At 54.6% G+C, this 20,957-nt stretch carries 16 protein-coding genes; 10 read left to right on the plus strand and 6 right to left on the minus strand.

All coding sequences use genetic code 11. The features are described from left to right. From B060_RS0121605 to B060_RS0121635, 6 genes are all read left to right on the plus strand, one after another. The coding region (locus tag B060_RS0121605) for a transposase (RefSeq protein ID WP_018083895.1) at positions 1-213 on the plus strand (213 nt) is incomplete at its 5' end. Between the two features lie 88 nt (positions 214-301). Further along, positions 302-925 (plus strand): tyrosine-type recombinase/integrase, encoded by a 624-nt coding sequence (locus B060_RS0121610; protein ID WP_018083896.1) that lies wholly within the window; start codon positions 302-304, stop codon positions 923-925. 104 nt (positions 926-1,029) lie between these two features. Beyond that, positions 1,030-1,464 (plus strand): DUF6678 family protein, encoded by a 435-nt coding sequence (locus B060_RS27465; RefSeq protein WP_330217093.1) that lies wholly within the window; start codon positions 1,030-1,032, stop codon positions 1,462-1,464. Between the two features lie 207 nt (positions 1,465-1,671). Continuing rightward, entirely contained in the window at positions 1,672-1,896 is a 225-nt protein-coding gene (locus tag B060_RS0121620) for a hypothetical protein (protein ID WP_018083898.1), read from the plus strand. Positions 1,897-2,353: 457 nt separating this feature from the next. Further along, on the plus strand, positions 2,354-3,703 hold the full coding sequence (locus B060_RS0121625) for an outer membrane protein assembly factor BamB family protein (RefSeq protein ID WP_081606989.1): 1,350 nt from the start codon (positions 2,354-2,356) through the stop codon (positions 3,701-3,703). A 157-nt stretch (positions 3,704-3,860) separates the two neighbouring features. Further along, entirely contained in the window at positions 3,861-5,519 is a 1,659-nt protein-coding gene (locus B060_RS0121635) for a hypothetical protein (RefSeq protein ID WP_023447450.1), read from the plus strand. Positions 5,520-5,655: 136 nt separating this feature from the next. Here B060_RS0121635 and B060_RS0121640 read toward each other — a convergent pair whose 3' ends face one another. After that, positions 5,656-7,146: a hypothetical protein gene (locus B060_RS0121640; RefSeq protein ID WP_018083902.1), complete on the minus strand. Its 1,491-nt coding sequence runs from the start codon at positions 7,144-7,146 to the stop codon at positions 5,656-5,658. Between the two features lie 545 nt (positions 7,147-7,691). Here B060_RS0121640 and B060_RS27470 point away from each other — a divergent pair. The 4 genes from B060_RS27470 (at position 7,692) to B060_RS28280 (ending at position 15,338) form a co-directional block, all read left to right on the plus strand. After that, positions 7,692-7,850 (plus strand): hypothetical protein, encoded by a 159-nt coding sequence (locus B060_RS27470; RefSeq protein ID WP_155847941.1) that lies wholly within the window; start codon positions 7,692-7,694, stop codon positions 7,848-7,850. A 46-nt stretch (positions 7,851-7,896) separates the two neighbouring features. Continuing rightward, complete coding sequence (locus tag B060_RS0121650; RefSeq protein WP_155847940.1) at positions 7,897-8,235, plus strand: hypothetical protein; 339 nt, start codon at positions 7,897-7,899, stop codon at positions 8,233-8,235. A gap of 1,164 nt (positions 8,236-9,399) precedes the next feature. Then, on the plus strand, positions 9,400-13,953 hold the full coding sequence (locus B060_RS25560; RefSeq protein WP_162149144.1) for an RHS repeat-associated core domain-containing protein: 4,554 nt from the start codon (positions 9,400-9,402) through the stop codon (positions 13,951-13,953). A 419-nt stretch (positions 13,954-14,372) separates the two neighbouring features. After that, positions 14,373-15,338, plus strand: coding sequence for an RHS repeat domain-containing protein (locus tag B060_RS28280; RefSeq protein WP_018083907.1), 966 nt, complete (start codon positions 14,373-14,375; stop codon positions 15,336-15,338). A gap of 485 nt (positions 15,339-15,823) precedes the next feature. Here B060_RS28280 and B060_RS0121680 read toward each other — a convergent pair whose 3' ends face one another. From B060_RS0121680 to traA, 5 genes are all read right to left on the minus strand, one after another. Beyond that, positions 15,824-16,399 carry a hypothetical protein gene (locus tag B060_RS0121680; RefSeq protein WP_018083908.1) on the minus strand — a complete coding sequence of 192 codons (576 nt, stop codon included), beginning with the start codon at positions 16,397-16,399 and terminating at the stop codon, positions 15,824-15,826. A gap of 80 nt (positions 16,400-16,479) precedes the next feature. Further along, a complete protein-coding gene (locus B060_RS0121685) occupies positions 16,480-16,890 on the minus strand; it encodes a hypothetical protein (RefSeq protein ID WP_018083909.1) in 411 nt (136 codons plus the stop codon). 60 nt (positions 16,891-16,950) lie between these two features. Continuing rightward, positions 16,951-17,502, minus strand: a complete 552-nt coding sequence (locus tag B060_RS0121690; RefSeq protein ID WP_155847937.1) for a hypothetical protein — start codon at positions 17,500-17,502, stop codon at positions 16,951-16,953. A gap of 411 nt (positions 17,503-17,913) precedes the next feature. Next, entirely contained in the window at positions 17,914-18,633 is a 720-nt protein-coding gene (locus tag B060_RS0121695) for a DUF6118 family protein (protein WP_018083911.1), read from the minus strand. 11 nt (positions 18,634-18,644) lie between these two features. After that, positions 18,645-20,957 (minus strand): Ti-type conjugative transfer relaxase TraA (traA, locus tag B060_RS25565; protein WP_040401925.1); only part of this gene is annotated, 2,313 nt, incomplete at its 5' end.

Here is a 20,957-nt window from a genome sequence, read left to right on the forward strand (position 1 = left end):
AATCCTATCGAACGGCTCAACGGTGAAATTAAACGCCGATGCGACGTCGTGGGCATCTTCCCCAACGATGACGCCATCATCAGACTGGTCGGCGCAATCCTGCTCGAACAAAACGATGAATGGGCGGTTCAACGCGGACGCTATATCACCCTTGAAACCATCGCCCAAGTGAGCGATGATCCACTACTCAGCATGCCAGCAGTGGCCAACTGACGACAAACCCGGACCTGTTCGGAAAACACTGAAGCCAGGCGCTCAGTTACACCACGTACCGGGACACGATCCTGGCGGAGAAACCGTCATGTCTGAAGATCTATTCAACTGCCACATTCCCCCATGGAACAAGGGTCTCCTGGTTGGTCAAAAGAAACCGCTTCAGCCGAAGCATGTTTGGTCAATCCGCGTGAGGCTGGAGCTGTCCAAATCTCCAAGAGACCTTGCACTGTTCAACCTAGCCATCGATAGTAAACTCAGAGCTTGCGACCTGGTCCGCCTTCGGGTCAACGACCTCTGCCAGGCCGGAAAAGTGCGCGACAGAGCATCGATCGTTCAGCAGAAAACCGGTCGACCTGTGAAATTCGAAATCACCGAACACACGCGATTGGCCGTCGAGCGGCTGCTCGAACATTTGCCCGCGGGTGGCTCCGGTCACCTGTTTCCAGGCCGATCCAAACAACGCCCTCACATCTCGACGCGGCAATACTCACGGATCGTTCACACGTGGGTTGAGAGTATCGGTCTGGAGACCACCATGTACGGCACGCACACAATGCGCCGAACAAAAGCGTCTCAGCTGTATCGCAAGACGGGTAATTTACGTGCTGTGCAGCTCTTGCTCGGACACACGAAGTTGGAAAGCACGGTAAGATACCTTGGTATCGAGGTCGATGATGCTTTGGAAATGGCAGAACAGATTGATCTATAAGCAACTTCGGGCGGTCGACAGCCAGTTTGCTGCGGCCGCCCGAAAGACACACGTTTTTCTGAGAGATGGCTGACAGAGGATGGATAATACTATAGCCTCTCGACATGGCTGTTCATGACCGCACCGAACTTGACCAGGTTGACCGTTGTGTACGTCGCACAACGAGCGGTTCGCTTATGTCGGACACCAAGTGGCGAAAAGTGTTTTCTGCAATTCAAGCGCATCCTGAACTGGAACTGCGCCAATGCATATTCAAGTTCATTGAAAGCCCCGAAGAACGAATAGGAAATCCAGGCGCCGGTTTGTACGTACCTCGGCCATGGGGCGACACGAGTTCATTCGGTTCAATCCCGCTCCGATCAATTGAGTGGCTGTTGTTCCCGCGTCTCGCAGAATACCGGAACGAGCGCACGATTCCAGCCCGCCATGTTCGTCAGGATGTTCAAGGTGCCATGGACATTCTTGGTGGCCTCGGGCGGTTGCCGCTGGAGATGACCGAACGAGGTCTTGTCGTTCGCGGATATATCCGGATTGCTTAGTCGCACCGTTTGTTAGTGATGCAATCCGCCAGAGTTTTCTCTAGCCCAATGAAATTCTTGTAATTTGCAGTGCAAATAGCCCCCTCCCATTGGCAAGCCCCATAAGCGCCCGAAGCGGCCATTTCGCGCTCGTTGAGGTATGCAGATACCGGACATACGCAACTAGTTCATCGTAAAAGTCGGCATTTGACCTAAAGGAGAACGCTCGTGAAAAGGTTTGATTGGAAACTTAAATACCTTTTGCAACTGGTAATGGCTGTAGTATTTTTAATCGGGTTAGGTCTAGCCTATAAATTATACGATGATGAGCAGACTTCTCTATCCGATCCGGGTTTTAGAGGCGCGATAATCTCCATCTTTGTGGCCGGCTTTATCACTGTCGCCGTGGTATATATCTATTCTCTCATCACCCAATTTTTTAAAAAATTTTGAGCGGTTGCGTTGGGCCACTACGCGCCCGAAGCAGAAAAAGCCAGACCTAATTTGTAATTTGCCCGAGACCGGAGATTCGTAAATGTCCCGCGATGCCGGCACTGGTCATCTACCTTGAAAAAATAGCTATCACCTTAGCCCATCAACGCATTCCAACCGCTTGTCAGAAATCGTACATTATGGCCAGCCAGGACATCGATGAACTTCTTGGGTGACTATGGCGCAGTTGGAGATCATTGCGAGTGGCGAACGGCGTCAACGCTTGTGCAGTGTCTTTCGGTCGACTGTCTTGCTTGGAAGTGCCCTAAATTGCATGTCCTTTGTGACAATAGTCATTCTAAATCAAGGCATTGATTTAGAACTTTTAAGTCGCAGGCGCCATTGACATTACCTTTACGTGTACATTATGAATCCGGTGTAATGTGACCATAGATCGAGCACTATTCCGGCGGGTAATATGATAAAGAGCGTTTCCCAACTTGCCTTCATTTTAGGGCTGGTTGCCCTATCCGCATGCGGTGGCGGAGGTAGCGGTGGATCGAGCGGATCTGGACAAGGCACCACTAGTGGCGGCACTAATACCAGCACGTCAGGTCCTGACTGGACGACAGTGCAAGGCAATAGCGCTCACACCGGCTACGTGGCGGCCACCTACAATACCTCTCAGTTTGCGCATTTGTGGGATTGGCAACGCCCTGCCTCTGGCAAATCAACCAATTACATTAATCCGATCGCGACCGGAGATGGACGCGTCTACATAACCAACGATGATTACAACGGACAAGGCACCCTCTTTGCGCTGAAAAGTGCGGACGGTACCAAAGCCTGGCAGGATGATTTCGGCTCAACGGTCAATGTCAGCGCGCCGGCTTACGGCAATGGCTTCGTGTATGTGCAGGTCGCCCCCGACCTCAACCATGTGTCTCTCTATGCTCTGAATGCATCGACAGGAGCGATCGCGTGGCAAACGCCATTATATTCTAGCAACACAACAGACCTCGCGACGCCGGTGGTTGACGGCAACGTTGTCTTTCTTGGTATGGGTATCTCAGTAAACACCGTGTTCGCCTTCAATGCCGCGAACGGCGCCCTGCTCTGGCAAGCTGCGCCCAGTTCCGCGCAATATATACGGGGAGCCGAAACCCCTGCCGTCGACAGTAGCAAAGTCTATTTTTACAATGGCCGGGGACTTGACGTCTTTGCGCGTTCAACCGGTGCGCAGGTCAGCACTCGAGCGGACAATATGAATTTCTCCCAGCCTGGCCCTTATTACGGCGCCCCCATTTTGCAGCCGAACGGGGACGTCATCCTTTTTCATGGGACGACCGACGCCACGACCTATTCCGGGCGCCGTTTGAATGCAACCTATGAAACACGTGAGTTGATGAACTATTTCCTTGGGACCGGCACGCCAAACTCCAGCGGATGGGAAGATGCCACTCAGCACTTTTCCGTAACTCCCGCAGTGGCAAACGGAGTGGTCTATACCGCCATAAATAATTACAGCTTTGTCGGCGGTATCACCATCACACCGGGCGGATTGCTTGCCAAAGGCGCAAAAGACGATCTACCGCTATGGAGTTGGACTGGCGCCAGCGGCGGGTTGTTCTATAACAACGTCATCGCCACGAATAATCTGGTGTTCCTATCAAGCGCTACTCAGACATTTGCCATCGATATCACAAGCCACGCAGCTGTATGGAGCTATCCGAAGGGCGGTCATTTGGCTCTCGGCAACAACATCCTCTACATCGGCACCGGTGGCGATCAGAGCGATGGCGGATTAACGGCAATTCGCCTGAACTGATGGACCAAGTTTTGGTTCAGAGGGACGGCGAGGTTAAAATAACATTCGGCACCCAAGACTTTCGTCGGCGTATCTCTCTTAAGAGGACGGAAAATGATATGATGGCAAAGCTGGAACTCACCACACCATGAGCTGGAAAATTAGGGGGAGATTGAATATGTCTACTGTCAGCCCGATCGCGGCCATGATGGTATTGAGCATCGCCTCGATTGCCATGCCTGCGGCATCGGCTCCGGCGGAAGCGACCGGCACAGCCGTCACCGCCTTCGACGCCTATATCGACCGGACCTTCGGCGCCAGCTTTGTTCGTGTCGCTCCCACACAACTGATCTCGCCCGATCCACACAATAAGCTTGGTGCCGGTGAGCCGTCTGCCCTGCTCAGCGCCAAGGTGGCATGGCGTGAGCGCGCCCAACTGAAGCAGGACCTTCCCCTGCCATCGGATTTTCGCACGCCGCTGATCCTTACCAAGGGTACCGTTTTCTACAAGTCGCAGTTTCGCCGTGCCGCAGAAGATGCGGGCATTTTTGAAGCTTGGTGCGGACCTTACCACTTCAAATGGGGCATTAACCTGGATCGCGACGGCTGGAACATCATCTGTCTGCAAAAGCTGGCAGACGGCAAGATGGCAGGTTATTTCCAGCCGCATCCTATCGTCTATTACACCAACGGCACGAGCAAGGTCGTCTACTACCCCACGCCACCGGCTTATGCTTCGCAGCTGGTCGATCAGAAGCGCTACGATATCGACTTTCCGCAGATGGAGTCGGTCATCGCGCCCGCCAAAGCTATGACGTTGGGCCTCTATGCCGAACGTCCCGCGAAGGATAGCCGCACCGACTTGTCCCCAAGGCCGGCCTACTGGGGACTCTTTCCCGATGGTCCGTATAACGGCTTGCGAATCCGCAACGAGCCGGCGGGCGGCACACCCGCGCTGACACGGATCCTGGTAGGTGACCAAGTTATTCAGGCGGCCTACCACGAAGATAGCCGGAGTTATGGGGCCCCGTCCATCGATCTCCCCAGAGACAGTGACCCAAAACCCGCGCTATCGGGCCCGATCGACCAGGATCTGGGCTACACGCCTTGGTATCAGCCGGGAGAAGCAACTATCGCGCCTCAGGACGAGATGCCGTGGCGATGGGGGACGTTGCGCCTGAAGCCTGAGACCCTGTCTGTCACATCAGGACTGCTCAAGAAGGATACGACCGTGCTGACTTTGAAGGCCCAACGAGTCGAGCGCCACCGCATCGTCAATGCGCCAAAACCGGCTTTCGGCGTCTACCTTTTCCAGGATGACGATTACGTTTACGAGTGGCAGGCCATCGGTTATCAACCCGACGGCATGCGCTTCCGCGACCGTCTGCTGTGTGGGACGGGCCATGTATCGAGTGCGATCAGCAAGCGCGATGTCACGCTATGCGTTCCCATGTCGCCGCTCAACGGCCTTGGAAGCGCTGAGCGTAAAAGCTACGACATTTCGGCGCGAGGCTGGAATTTTTGGAGCGGCATGCAAAAAGCCGGCTACCTACCTTATGAGACCGTTGCCGATCCCGACGCGGCCCCCGGGGACATTACGATCGACATCCGGGTCGATGCCGGGACTGACACCAATGCCGAACTTCGCGTAGGCACTGTGGAAGCCGGGGGGGAGTTCGTGGCAGGTGACCGCTTGTATCTGCCCTATGATAAGGACGGTGTAGCTAAGCTGCACCTATGGGACAAGACGCTTGAAATCCGCCGCGATGCAAAGCTGTTTTCTGGCACGCTGGTCGACCACGGCTCGGGGTTCGGCCCATATTACGGAGCGCAATAGTTAAGCTGCATCGCGAGTAGGAGCGGAAATGAAACGGGTTGCGACGTCTAGTGAGTAGAATCCGCCCGTGATCGTATCGTTTGAGATAGCGCCCGGTCATCCTACGCTGGTGCTGCGAGGATGGGTACAATCTATGTTAATCCCATTCCCAGAAATCTGGATCGGCGCCTTCCGCAATGACTTTTTGCCGCGTTTCAGCAATTTTCTCTGGCACCAGTTCCTTGCCGCTTTTAGCACCCAGCGACTTCAGGACCGCAACTATCTCGGGTCGGGAACGCGGCATGGCCTCATCAAGGGCAGTCATTGTCCCGCCTAACTCGTTGACGTCAACGCCGGCCTCAGTAACAAGGAAGCGAAGTGCCTGAGGGTCACGACAACCGGCCGCTGCAACGCGAAGGACGGTCCAGTTGTCCTCCCCAACCGGTCCTAAGGGCAGTCCTAGGTGCAGTAGCTTCCGGCCAGTAGATGGCTTGCATAGTCCAAAAAAACCGCTGCCAGCCCAATTGCGCCAGATTTCTACGGGCCCTTTTGTCGTTTTGGCATCGAAACCCGCTGCAATGGTGAGGTCGATGACATCGTTCCAGCCATACCTGGCCGACGCCTCGAAGATATCACGCAAACCTTCGGGCCCCTCAGCCTCCGCGATTACCGGGAGAAATAGATTGAGACGCTGCCACAAACTTTCATCCGCTGGCCGCGATGGATACCGTTCACTGTCCTCTATCCCGTCATACATACGGAGGCTCGACCCCGGCACGGCGTCTTCCAATCCCATGCTTATTGGAGGTAGGGACTGCACTTCCCTGGAAAGCCATTTATAGCCGCGCTTGGCCAAACCGCGCGCCATAACCGGGTCATTGTTCAAAACTGCCGACCCTACGGGAGAAAAAGGCCAGCTCGCATCGGCAGGGTAGCTGATATAGGGCAACACACACGCGTCTAGTTCTTTCTTTAACGGACCGTCATACATTCGGCGGTTATTCAAACTGCGTTGACCGTTGACGGCAGCAGAAAGAGACAGATGGCCGGTGAAATATTCCGCTTTTTGCGGCCGGGGCGGCAGCAACTCCAGCATCTCAGATAGTCCGAATTTGGCGATATAACTCTCGAGCTGTGGTTTGTAGTCTTCCGTGAGGGAGCTGGTTTCTGCAAGAAGGCTTTTTACTCGGGGCGTGTCCTTCGCCTTGATCGCCCCGTAGACCGCCTCGGCGCGCGAAAAAGACGTTTTGATGCAGAGGTCGGCTATCCCGGCTTCGTCGCCAGCCGCCACCGCGCTGTCACATGCCTTGACTTGCGCCGGCGTAAGGTAGTTCAGAGCGTGGCCGTAATCCCATATCATGGCAAGCGCCTCGGGCTGATTGTGCGATGCTGCGGTCTTCCATAGTCCCGCCTCGACAGGCGAGTGGGCTGCGTCGTCATATCTGGCAAGCCGTGAGAACAAGAGCGGGTATGCGTGATACCGATAAAGCCATTCGACAATGTCAGTCGTATAGTCGCCGCCATCGGCTATCCAGGGTTCCAACCGGCTCGCAAGTGCCACGTCGGAATCGCGGATGGCCAGCTTGAAGGCGCATCTATTGTTTGAGACAATGTCGACTTGGCGCCCATTTGTATGGACCGACTTCACTATCCGCTGTTGTTCACATTTTTCCGTGTGTGTCTTTTTGCTTCAAATGGTAGCTATGCGGTAGCTGGTGGTGGATTTCGAACATAGATAGCCGCCTTGTGAGGCGGCTATCTATGTGATTTGTTTTATTAAAAGACTGGTTGCGGGGGCCAGATTTGAACTGACGACCTTCAGGTTATGAGCCTGACGAGCTACCGGGCTGTTGTATCGCTTCTATTTGTTTTAATTGATTTAATTACATTGTAGTTATGAGTGTTGATAGTAGGTGTGTCAAAAAACGTGTCAATGTAAAGCCATATTTATCAACTTTTTGTGTTTTCGCTTTGCGTGCCCTTTTGGCAGATTGATGTCACGCAATATTTCTGCGCGTGTGTGATTTCGCAGACGGTCCACTCGAAAGTCTACCTCGAAGAAAAAGAACGCGATAAATCACCAGTCATAGCGCCTCGGCGTTCTGCTCGTCAGATCGACAGTAAATGCCGAGGCTATACGTGGCGTTGGTACATGGCGATATGTTCCGACCGAAAGGGAAGCAAGAGATCTAATTGAAGCATCTGGCGGCACTTACCTGCGGACTGATCCACCGCATCTTGAAAAAGACAATCCGCACAACTATCCGCACATCAATTTCGTCACCCCAAGTGGAAGGAGAAGCGCAATTGAAATTCAACCAGCAATATTTTAGAGTGAAAGCAGATTATTGACTGAATAAAATGCCTTTGAAATGCCTCGAGCGAAATGTGTGACCTTATGAGCAATGATCAGTCTCTGCTTGAAATTAGGACTCGTATGGTCGGAGTTTTTATTCAAAAATTCGAAACTCTGAATGTCAAATACGTTTTAATGGGGATGCACTCAGATCCTTTGAGCTTCCCAATTTTTCTGCCTGATTTTGGATCGATAGCCGGAATCGGCATTGATGTGACGCAGGGCGTAGGTCAAGTTAGAACCGTGTATGGGAAAAGGTTCATCGTTTCGGAGGTAAATTTTGAGTTTTATTCGAGCGCAGGGTTGGATGAATATGTAGAGATGCTGAAGGATTGGGGGTATTTTGGGCAGATGGTGAACCGTCCCAATTTCGTTATTTGAATTGAACGAGGCGCTAGCCTTTTTCTCACTTCTAAATCTACGAATGGATCTTAGAGCCCGACTCAAAAGTTCATGAGAGGTAGCAGTGCCTTGCCAGCCTGCAGGTTATGAGCCTGAGCGAAAATTGCACATCCTCATGAATCTAAAGACAATTTATACCATTAAAAAATACTTGTGTTAAATGGTGTGCTAGAAAATGAAGTTTTTTTCCGCCTACGCCGCGCGGCTTCAAACTCGGCAAGCGCTACTTGAATGAGCACAATGGCCACTTGTGGGGCCAGGCAGATGTCTATGATGTCTTTTAGGTGAATGTGCATGTGATCTCCTTCAACCCTCATTGGGGACACTAGGAGTCTCTCATGTGCCGAGACCGCGGGGGTTATTTACAATTAGCATCCACAATTTCGCTGAGCGGACGTGCAGACTGCGCGATCGTCGTCGAAGGCGTAAGACGACCAAGTTGGACGGCTCTAAAAACCGTTTGATCTCGTCGCGTCGGGCGTCTTTCGAGCCTTAAGGGCGTTTGGTACATGCACTCGACCGTCTGTTGTCCTGGTAGTGGTCCGATTTTGTCTCTTTTACCTCGGTATCGCGGTTATGTCGGCGCAGTTCGGGCATCGAGCCAGACCCATCTCTTCATGTTGTAGACAATGTTGGAGCCAAGCCCGTTTGATGCCGATGGTGCGCACGAACAGGCCCATCTTATGCTTTTGGACCGCAAAGACGTGCTCGATATGAGCACGGATCTGGGATTTCGTGTTGTTGGCCTTCAACACCCTCCGGGCCATGGCTTTGACCTCCGGCTTCTTGCGATGGACCTCGGAGTTTATTACCCATCACATTATCGCGATGGAACGTCCTTACATGTAATCACACAAAAGTGAACGTGTGGGAAGTAGGCTGCACTGGCCGCGAATTGATCCGTTATCTGAATACCGCTTAGCTTTCGCGGTCACCAATGCATTGTAGATATTGAAAATTCCACATTAGATTGCGAGGCGGGTGCGTAAAATATCCTATAAGCTGCAAATAAGTCGCATTGCGCGAACTATGGACTCCAACTTTTCCGCATGAGTAGTATCCTCTCATCTTATTTTATCGGTGGGGTGCGGTATGCTACTGCCTGCAATGACGTATGTCCAAACAAGCGTTCGGCAATTCTATTTGATCCTGTTAGCCATTTTGGGGGTCGCGCTGGTCGCCACATTCCCAAACGTCAGCCATGCCCAGGAAGAGCCCTACACCGAATACAATTTCGTGATGTACAACCCCGAGGGCACCAACGGCGACGATTGGGTTTATGCACAAATTCTAAAGCCCGCCAATGCGCCCGCTGGAACGCTTGGATGGTGTGCGGTTACAACGCTCGAAGGAACGGCACAGGTCGATGAGACGATAAAGCTTGAATGCCACACGGCAATAGTTTGCAATGCCGAATACGAGCCTTGGCTAAAGGGGATCGTGCCAACGGGGGCTTGGTATCGCAAGCGATGCACCTTCAATGGCTTTGCTGATGAAACCCAAGAGTTTCATTGTGACGAATGGGGTGAGTCCGGATGGATTGCTCGGGCACCTGGGTACTGCGTCACAAGTAATGACAAGGAATGTGACTGCGACGCCAATAACGGCTCCATGCCCGTGGCCACCACTCCTCACCCAATCAACACACTGACGGGCAGCAAGCGGTTTTCCGCCAGAGACTTTGCTTCGTCCGACGGGACGCTGTTATTGGACAGGCATTATAATAGCCGCCCCAACGGAGGGGTCTATCTCATTGGCAGCACATTCACTTCCTTAAGGAACTGGACGATCGGTTATGACATACAGATGGTCATCGATTATCACTCTAGCCCTACAGACGCGGCCTTCAAGATCGTATATCCGGGTGGCTCGGCTCAGACCTTCAAGCGTCAGTCAGATGGTTCACTGAAACCCGAAGAACAATACGGTTCTGCTACCAATCTAACGGATGCGACCCTGACCTTGACCGGATCGTGGCCCACGGCCGATTATGCCTTCTGGACCAGTTCGAGCACCTTCACTTTGCGCGATCGCGACGACAATCTCTGGACTCTGGCCTCCTACCAGCCCGCCGGCAGCGGTGGTTACAATGCCGCCCATCCCGTAAGCGTGCAGCGGCCAGACGGTACGACTCTGACGTTCGCCTATAGCAACAATGCCCTGCAAAGCGTTACGGACCAAGCGGGTAAGGCCATGACCTTTACTTGGAACACTGCCACGCAAGGGGCGACGACGGTGCCTCAATCCGTCAAGGACGTGACCCTCCCCGGCGGGTACAAGATCAAATACACCTACGCCTCGGGGGACTACTCGCCGCTGACCAAGGTGGAATATCTGAACGCATCCGCCACCGTGATCGACAGCACGACCTATCAGTACGGCAATGCCAGCTTCCCCAATGCGATCACCGCGATACTCGACCACACGAACGCCGTGCGATGGAAGGTGACCTACGACAGTCAGGGGCGCGCCACACGCAGCGAAGGGCCTAATGGGGAGTTTGCGGCTGTTGTTGATTATACGTCATCAGGTGGCGCCGCCGACACACGTAAGGTGACAAACGCCTTCGGGCGAGAGACAACCTATACCTACGACACCACTTCCGGCTTCAAGCTTACCGGCGCGTCAAGCACAGCGACAACGAATGTCACGGCCTCAAATTCGCCGAAGGGCTTCAATGCCAGCACACAACTCGATCAGGAAACTGACGAAGAGGGTCGTGTCACGAAATACACCCGCGATGCGGCGGGCCATCCGACCCAGATCATTGAGGCTTTCGGGACGCCACAAGCGCGCACGACCAACATCACGTGGCATACCAGCTTCAGCCAGCCCACCCAGATTGCCGCGCCGGGGCTGACGACGAACTATACCTATAACGGCGTGGGTCAGGTGCTCACGCTGAGCCAGATCGACACCACCTCGCAGACGGTGCCTTATTCAACGAATGGTCAGACGCGGACCTGGACGTTCACCTACGGCACGACAGGCGGCGCCACAGGTAAACTGGTAAGTATCGATGGCCCGCTGTCGGGGACGGGCGATACGGTCGCTTATACCTATAACACCAATGGCTATCTGGCCTCAGTGACCGATGAGGTGGGTAAGGCCACGACGATTACCGCCTGGGACTGGCGTGGCGGGCCTCTGACCGTGGTCGATCCCAACAGCGTCTCGACCACCTTCACCTACGATATCCACGGCCGGGTCCTGACCTCGACGGTGAATCCCGGGGCCAGTCAGTCGCAATATGCCTACACCTACGATGTGGTGGGTAATATGACGAAGATGACCCTGCCGACAGGCGGGTATCTGGAATACACCTATGACGCCGCCAGCCGCCTGACGAAAATTAAGAACGAGAAAAATGAAACCATTGATCTGACGCCGGACGCCGAAGGCCAGCCCACCCTTCAGGTGGTGAAGAACGCTTCGGCGACGATCACAGCGCAACAGTCGATGGTCTATGACGAGATGGGCCGTCTCCTGCGCACAGTGGGCGGTGCCAGCACCACCTCAACCCGTCTGGGTTATGACAAGGTCAGCAACCTGACCCAGACGACGGATGGGCGCGACAAGGTCTGGCAAACCGGTTTTGACGCCCTGAATCGCGTGATCGAAGAGACCAATCCGGAAGCCGAAAAGGTCAAGTACGGTTATGCCGCCAACAATACCTTGACCAGCCATAAGGACGGGCGTGATCTGGAGACCACGCGCATCACCAATGGCTTTGGCGAGGTCATACGCGAGGTTAGTCCTGACAAGGGTACGACCACCTACTGGTACGATGCCGCTGGCCGCCTGACCAAAACCCAGGACGCCGATACGGTCGAGACTAACTACGCCTATGATAACGCGGGGCGTTTGACCTCACGCACCTTCACCGGCGCGTCGTGGGAGACCCAGACCTTTACCTATGACGCAACGGCGTCGGGCAATAAGGGCAATGGCCGCCTGACCGGTGTGACCGAGCAATCCGGTTCCACGGCCTATACCTATGATGCACAGGGCCGGGTTACGACGGATGCCAAGACCATCAACGGCCTGAGCTATAGTGTTCAGTACGCCTACGACATCAACGGCGATGTCACCCAGATGACCCTGCCGTCGGGCCGGGTCGTGACGCTCACCCGCGACAACAGCGGTCTGGTCACGGCCATCACCACCAAACCCACCTCCAGCGGCACGGTGTCCAATGTGGCAACGTCCGTGGCCTACCAACCGTTCAGCAGCCTGAAGAGCCTGACCTACGGCAATGGCTTGACCCTAACGGACACCTATAATCTCAACAACTGGCTGACGCGCATACAGGTCAAGGACGGATCGACGGCGAAGTTCGATCTCAGCTACGACTATTACGACGATGGCCGTCTGGGTGAGATCGTTGATAATGCCGCCACGGGTCGGACGGTCTATATGTCGCTGTCGGACTCCGGCCGTCTGAGCTGGGCGGGCGGTCCGTTTGGCCAGAACGCCTATGACTACGATGGCGCAGGCAACCGGATCGGTTCTTACCTCACCGTGGGCGGGGTTACGACCTCGAACAATGAGATCACCGCCGGGGATTCCAACCGCCTGACCCAGGTGCAAAACGAAAACGGCGTGGTCAAGCGCGCCCTGACCTACCGCGACGGGGGCGACCTCTATACAGACGCCATTACCGGAGGCGATACCTACAGCTATCACTACAGCTCCAGACAGCGGCTGGTGGTGGTTAAGAAGAACACCGTGGATGCCGCCAACTACGGTTACGACTACCGCGAACAGCGCGTGTGGCGGCGGTTGATCAGCGGTTCGACCTCAACCGAGATCCATTACATCTTTGATGAAGAGGGCCACCTCATTGCCGAGCATAACGGCTACACCGGCGCGGTTTTGAGGGAATATGTCTGGCTTGATGACAAGCCGCTGGCCGTCATCGACTCCACCGGTTCAACCAAAGTCACCTACTACATCCACAGTGGGCACCTCAATGAGCCACAGATGATGACCAATGCGGCCAAAACCAAGGTGTGGGACGCCTACGTGACACCCTTCGGTCAGGCTCAGGTCTTCGCTACGGCCAGCGCCAATATCGATATCCGCCTGCCGGGTCAGTGGTATCAGGCTGAGGCCGCAGGTGCCGGTCTCAACCAGAACCATTACCGAGACTATGACCCCAGCCTTGGCCGCTACATCCAAACCGATCCGCTTGGCATCGACGCCGGGCAGAACCCCTATGCCTATGTTGACGGGAAGCCTTATGATTTGGTTGATCCGCAAGGATTGAAAATCCGAGTAAGCGGCGAATACCGTGACTACGCCAGGGTTCAGCAGGCGCTGAAGTATTTAAAGAAAGATCCTGGCATGAAAAAAATTATCGACAGACTGGACGCTGATCAGCGAAATCACTGGATCAAGACCAACAATATGCATGACAATTCTTCACAGGGCGGAAATGTAAACTGGGACCCGAACTCCTATTTGCAAATATGTGGTGGGCCTGACAATGGCAAATTACAGACGCCCGATCTGGGCTTAGGTCACGAGCTCGCGCACTTGGTCGATCCATTATGGTATGGTAAGCTACCACATTTCCAGTATGATAATTTCGAGGAAGAGCGTGTCATTACCGGCCCCGAAACGGCTGCGGCAAGAACCTTGGGTGAGCCTGTGCGATACAACCATGGTGGAAACATTGTCAAATATTCTTATTAGTCTTCTTAGCAAGTTATTGGGTGGAATCCTCGTTGCGGTCGGTTTGTGCCTAGCTGCAACGGGGATTGTCTCTGTGTTCCTACCTAGCTACATTTTATCGCTGTACGAGGAAATCGTAAGTCTCAAAGACCTAAGTTATGCCGTGCCCATCATTTTCTTGCATCTGTGGATCGGTATTACTTGTTGCTTTAATGGTATTTACGCCCGTTCGGAACATTTGAAGATTGTCTTTATGATGTCGATCACGCCACTGGTCTGCGCATTTGTCCTGGTTTCAAACTGGGGGCTTTGGAGCCAGTTCGCATCGCAGGCGTTGTTAGGCAACGCCTTTCTTGCGGTACTACTCATTTCCAATTTTTTCCTGAATCAATACCTCCTACAAGATCGGCCGCCCTCGTTTTAGGACAAGTTCTGACAACGTGGACGCCGCTAATTACGGTTATGACTACCGCGAACAGCGTGTGTGGCGGCGATTGATCAGTGGTTCAACCTCTACCGAGATCCATTACATTTTTGACGAAGCGGGCCATCTCATTGCCGAGCATAACGGCTACACCGGCGCGGTTTTGAGGGAATATGTCTGGCTCGATGACAAACCTTTGGCCGTCATCGACTCCACCGGCTCGACCAAGGTCACCTATTATATCCACAGCGGTCATCTGAACGAGCCGCAGATGATGACCAACGCGGCCAAAACCAAGGTGTGGGACGCCTATGTCACCCCATTCGGCCAGGCTCAGGTCTTCGCTACGGCCAGCGCCAATATCGATATCCGCCTGCCAGGTCAGTGGTATCAATCCGAGGCCGCAGGTGCCGGACTCAACCAGAACCATCACCGCGATTACGACCCAAGCCTGGGCCGTTACATCGAAGCCGATCCGCTTGGCATCGATGCCGGGCAAAACCCCTATGCCTATGTCGATGGGAAACCGTATGATTTGACTGATCCAGATGGCCTTAAAATAGGGGTTAGAGGGGAGTATCGTGACTACTCACGAGTCCAAAAAGCGCTAAAGTATTTGAAACAAGACCCTGGCATGAAGCGCACAATTGACAAGCTAGAGGCTGATAAGGCGAACCATTGGATTAAGACCAACAATGGTCATGACAATTCCGCACAAGGCGGAAATGTAAACTGGGACCCGAACTCCTATTTGCAAGTATGTGGCGGGCCTGATAATGGCAAATTACAGACGCCAGATCTTGGCTTAGGTCACGAGCTATCTCACCTCGTTGGTAGTGTGTTTCCTTGGCCGACCTTTGATGGATACGAGAACGCCGAGGAAAAGCGCGTTATAAACGGGCCTGAACGCGCGGCGGCTCGAACGCTAAATGAGCCAGTAAGGTATAATCACAAGGGAAATAATGTTAAATACTATCAATAGTATGGTTTTGAGGATATTATCGTTAACGATAATAGTTATTTCTATTGTCGTAAATTTTTCACTAGCGGTGTTTGGGGTTTTTGATCCAGGATATGTTCTTTCGTTATATACCGAACACAATAATGTGGTGATAGAAACGCTGTCGTTTCCATTTATATGGATGCATGCAATTTATTGCATAATTTGTGTTTTTTCTCTTCTTGAAAAGAATATTGAAAAATATAAAAGTATTTATCTTATTTTTTCTCTTATTATCCTAAGTCAGTATATTTTTCTATTTGGATATTCTGCGGAAGGGTACAGAGATGGCGTTTTTATCAATAACTTGTTTTGTTTCTTTGCAATATCACTAAGATATGGTTGGTTGACCTACAGCTCTTGTGTAGAATTGTCCACCCGGAAGTAGGCTCTCTGGCAGGGCGGAGGAGCGCTGTCTTAGGATGGTTTTGGTTGCTAAAGAGACGGAAACCGGCCGCCCCCTTATTTCAGGTGATCCTGGAAATCAGCTTTGTTCCAAAGCGTCTTCGCCAAAAGTCGGCTACAGATGGATTGCCCATTCCGTCACAATCATCTTCAAGCGTAAAGAAGCCTGCCCGTTTAATCAGGTTTTTAACGACCGGTAGTATTGAGGCGTCTTTAAAATAAAGAAAGTGTGTCATGTCGTGATTGAACATGATCCGCAGTCCCAAGTGGGGAATGTAAATGTCGTTATCGCCTCGCCCCGGCCTCTCGCGCAATCCCCAGGAAAGCTGGCGGCGAAGCTGTGAGCCTAAGCCCTTGAAGCGCTTGATATGAAATGTGAGGACCTGGTGCTTATGGTTCACTCTCTGGCACAAAACCACCTGTCCGTCGATCAAAGCCTCCAAAAGGTCAAGATATCTGGCCTCAATGCGCATGTACGCCTCAGTATGCCCGTCTCTTAACGCCTGATCATAATAGACAACAGGCTCTGCGTTGAATTCATCATCGGTTAGCCATCGGTCAAACGCACTGACATAAAATGCGGCCTCATAGTAATGTCGCCAGCCTTCGTGTGCGAAGTGGGGAAGAGAATAATCCATTAAATCATGACCCTATTGGCATGGGTGGAGGTTTTGGGGGAGCAAGTCAATGCCAATGGCCGCCGAACCAGGCCCTGATCTCATCGCCCGGTTTCTTGCATGATGAGTCCATTGGCGGTGATGGAAAATCCATACTGTTTGTTGACCCGATAGTGCTGGCCATAGGTGAGGCCAGTGGGTGGGGTCTTTGTCGTCCATCCTACGGGTAACACACCATAGATAATCCGGTCGCTCTCATTGAACCCGCCCCATCCTGCTGGCGCATCGATGCGCCACATCACCCGGACGAGTTTACCCGCCTCATCGACCTGTTCCACCTGAAGGTTACGTAGCGGTGCACCGGGCGCCGCACAGTTTGGCTTGGCCGAGATACAGAAGACCGGTTGGCCGTTCGCCTTGCCACCAAAGCTGACATGCGTTTCCGAGCCTCCGCAGCCACTTATAAGTGACAGCGTGGACAGGGTCGCAACTATCTGGATGAAACGCTTCATGTCAGCTTCTCCTTCATATCTATGCCCTGATCACAATCTCGCATATTCGTCACTGCGATTTCATGACGCTGGATTATTGAGGACCGTAAAGTCTGCCGGCACATCGATCTCCGCCGCGTTCTGATCACCGCCCAATGAATAGGGACCACATTGAAGGCTGGCCTGAATGATCTGGTTGGCCTCCCGAAGCTGGTCACGGTCCAGGCTGGCCACATCCACGGTGAGCATGGGGACAGCGCTAAGCGTACCATTCAAGGCTACGGCGAGTCGAAGATGCGCCGGGCTTAGGTCCGGTCGCACATTCGGTGGAAGACAACGGGCGATCTGCTGCAAGAGGGTGAGATGACCGTCGATGACACCCGGAGCGGCTCCGCCGGAAAGATTTGCAGCGGCGTTTGGTTTCGCGTCTTCCAAATTAACATGCCCTGCAACTTCGGACTGAGACGCTGGAGGCGTATCGGTCTTAGTGGCGGACATGTCGGGTCTTGCAAAAGTCTCGCTCATAGAGGTGTGCGTTTCATCAACCGCACCATCGACTGTAACGTCCTGAGGCACTTTCGCTTTGTCGATCATCTGCGGTACAGTCACAATCTGCACGGTGATGGCAGACATCCCGTCTCCTATACCAACAGAACCTTCACTGCGACCCGCATTGCCCTTCAGATCGGAAAGCGGCGACAACAGCAGACAGAATACTAGCAAACCATGCAGAGCCAAGGACGATGCTACCGCCGTAGCCATCTCGGCCTTACGCTTGCCTGCGCGCGGATTGTCGGGACAAAGAGCTGAGTTGTGGACACGATCGACAATCGCACGCACACTCCGGTTTAGCCGGAGAAGCATATTTTGTAACAGTATTAGGCCAGGTGCATCGCCGATTATCAGCTTACGCGAACCCCTGCCTGTTCGTCTGTCCAAAGGTGTCATATGCCCGCCCTACAACTTCAGACACACTACCAAAATACGCGCAAAAAGCGAGAAGCAATTCAGGGCCGGAGCCTCTCGAAAGATAAAAAGGGCCCCTTACGGCCTCCCCGGCGTCACCTTGATAGTGCACCTTTGCGTTTGGCCCGACTTTTGCGCCGCCTGCCGGCATTGCGTCAGAACATCCGCATTGTCCTTACCAAGCCTTGCATCAGCGGCGATCAGCGCCCAACTGGCCGGATCGGCGGCTTTCATCATTTCTGACCCGGCCTCCCAACGATCCTTTCCGATGACGGACGCCGCGACATGGCTGTCCGCGTCGAATGGCAGAAGCCGGGGAAGCAGCAGTAACAACACAACGCCGGTGATGACGCCGAAACTTGCCGCTATTGCGATCTGCCATCGCAGGTCACGCCGATTGCGCAGGCCCTGGGTGATACGTTCAAGCATAAACGCCGCACTATCGAAGCGCTGCGCTTTCTGGTCGAACGCCTGAGCGGCGGTTTTCACTAAACCCTCCCCGGCGCGCTCAAACGCCCCGACGCCCTGTTGCACCATGGGCGACGCTTCAAGGCCCTTCAGCCGCTCTGCGATGAACACCACACCTTTTTTGAGTTGCCCCAGGTCCTCGGCATAGTCAGGACGCGCCTGCAAAGTTTCTACCTGATCGAACAGAGCTTCGACGCCCTTGCGGATTACCTTCAACTCCGCGGTCGTCGCTGTATTGCGTCTGTCGATGGATTTGCGTAGCGCCTCGAACGCCCTGGTTGCCTCGTCACCATCATCCTCGCCGCCTGTCGATGCCCTGTCATCCACCATTCTTTCCCCTCCTAAAGTCCTAATCCCCGATCACGGTCACGGTCGCGCTGGATTGATCGCTCCAGCTCACGACTGATGCTGTCCTGACCGCCAGCCTTGGCGAGCCCCAGTTCCTGACGCCGATTGCGAAGCAACGATTCCACCTGTGGGTCGCGGGCGATCTCTTTGGCCGTGTCGCGCATGGCCTTCTCCACGGGCGCGCGGGCCTCGTCGTGCTGCCAGCCCTGCAAGCTCTGCTGGCGAGCGCTCAGCGACTTCCAACGATCCATGAAGCGCTCGGCGCGCACGTGTGGGTCATCCAAAGCCAGGCGCTCTTGTGACATGCCGGTGATCAGTGTCTGTGTTCGCGCCTCCCCCGACAAATCCATCATGGCTTGCCGCATGGCAGGGTTATGCCGCAGGGCCGACTCCATGACGCTGGATGCACCGGGCTGCGCCTGGTCAAGAGACCGCGATGCCTCGTTCAGCGCTTGCTTCTGACCCTCAAGGATCGGCAAGCCTTCCCGCTGCATTTTGGCGGCATCGCTGTAGGCGCGGACATATCGGTCTGTCGCCTTCTCCAGCGGTGATGTGCCGCGTCTGCCCGGTCGCTCTTCAATGTTCTCCCTGCCACGGTCGTTATCACGCTCTGACGTATTCGCCTTCAGCTTCAGGCCGGCGAACATGCTGCGCTTCTTCGTCGGCTGGGATAGCTCGTTCGATAGATCGTGTTCCCCGTCCTTGTCGCGCACCTGACCAGACGGCTGGCGCCCGGCCGGATAGACAATATCGCTATCGATGCCGCGCCGTCTGGCGAACGCCTCTGTGTCCCTGACCGGCTGGCCGGTATCGCGGCGACGGCCGTGGCTATCTACATAGTCCAGAACGGTCTCCTTGGCGCCTGAGCGGCCAAGTCGGGACTTCAAGGCGTCGGTGTCTGTGAACTGATCCTCACCGGCGTAGAGCGTCGCCATATCCCTGTGACGGGTCATGGCGACATAGGTCATGTGCCTCTCCATCGTCTCCGAGGCCAGCACATAGGCGCGGTCTACGGTCGCTCCTTGCGTCTTATGGATCGTGGTGGCGTAACCATGATCGAACGCCTTGTACTCCGTGGCGTCGATGGCCACCGCCCGGTCACTGCCATCCAGCCGCGTTAGGATACGGCCATGCTCGACGGCCTCTACCGTGCCAAGCGTGCCGTTCTTCACATCCATGTCGCGGTTGTTTTGCAGGAAGACGATGCGGTCGCCCGCTGTAAAGTTCCGCTCGCCATTCTCGGTCTTGTAGGCAAGCTCATCGCCTTGCAGATGGCCCCTGCCCTTCAGCGCTACGCGTATGTCGTCATTGATGGCGCGAACATCGACCCGACGATGCGCCATGGCCGCCCTGGTGCCATTCGGCCGGGCTTCCATATCATCGACATAGTCGCGCACCAGACCAGCGCGGGCCGCGTCCTGGTCGGCTTTCAGATGGACGTGGCCGCGCTGCTCGTAGGCCGATAACCCCTCCTCTGTCCTCTCTGTGGCGAAGGCGCGCGAGGCGTCTTTCTGCCAGTCCTGCCGCTGCCGGCGTATGTCCTCGACAGAGGCGTAGCCAACTTCCTCGGCAATAGCCCTGAAGGGCGCTCCGGCGCCAATCGCCTGAAGCTGCTCATGGTCGCCAACCAGCACGAGCTTGGCGCCGGTGCGCTCAGCCTCGGAGACGAACCTGGCGAGCTGGCGCGACCCGACCATGCCGGCCTCGTCGATGACCATGACGTCGCGTGGCCCTAACTGCGCCGTTCCCATCTTCCAGCGCATCTCCCATGACGCCAGTGTCCGTCCCTCAATGCCCGCGCTTTCCTCCATTCCGGCGACGGCCTTACCCGCAAGCGCCGCGCCATGGACGGTGTAGCCTTCCGCTTCCCAGGCATGCTTCGCAGCCGCCAGCATGGTACTCTTGCCGGCACCGGCGAAGCCGACAACGACGGACACCTGCTGGTCACCAGTGATATGCCTGACGGCATCACGCTGCTCTTCGCTCATCCCGGCGGCTTGGATCAGGCGCGCGCGCTGATCGGCGGCCAGGTCATCCGGCAAGCCGGCAGCGACGCCACGCCGTATCGCATCGCCCTGCCGGTCAATGGCGCGATCGACATGCCTATCCTTGACACCATGACTGGAACGTCCGGACATGGCCGAGACGTCGCGTGCCATGCCAGTTTCCAGGTCGATCATTTCCTTCGTCGAATAGCGAATGCCGTCAGGTCCGTCAGAGATCCGCACCAGTTCGTCTGACGCCATGACTTTTGAATAGAGAGCCTGGTACTCAGACGGGTCGTCATTGATGTACCTGTGCAGCGT

Source organism: Asticcacaulis benevestitus DSM 16100 = ATCC BAA-896 (genome assembly GCF_000376105.1).
GTDB classification, from domain to species: domain Bacteria; phylum Pseudomonadota; class Alphaproteobacteria; order Caulobacterales; family Caulobacteraceae; genus Asticcacaulis; species Asticcacaulis benevestitus.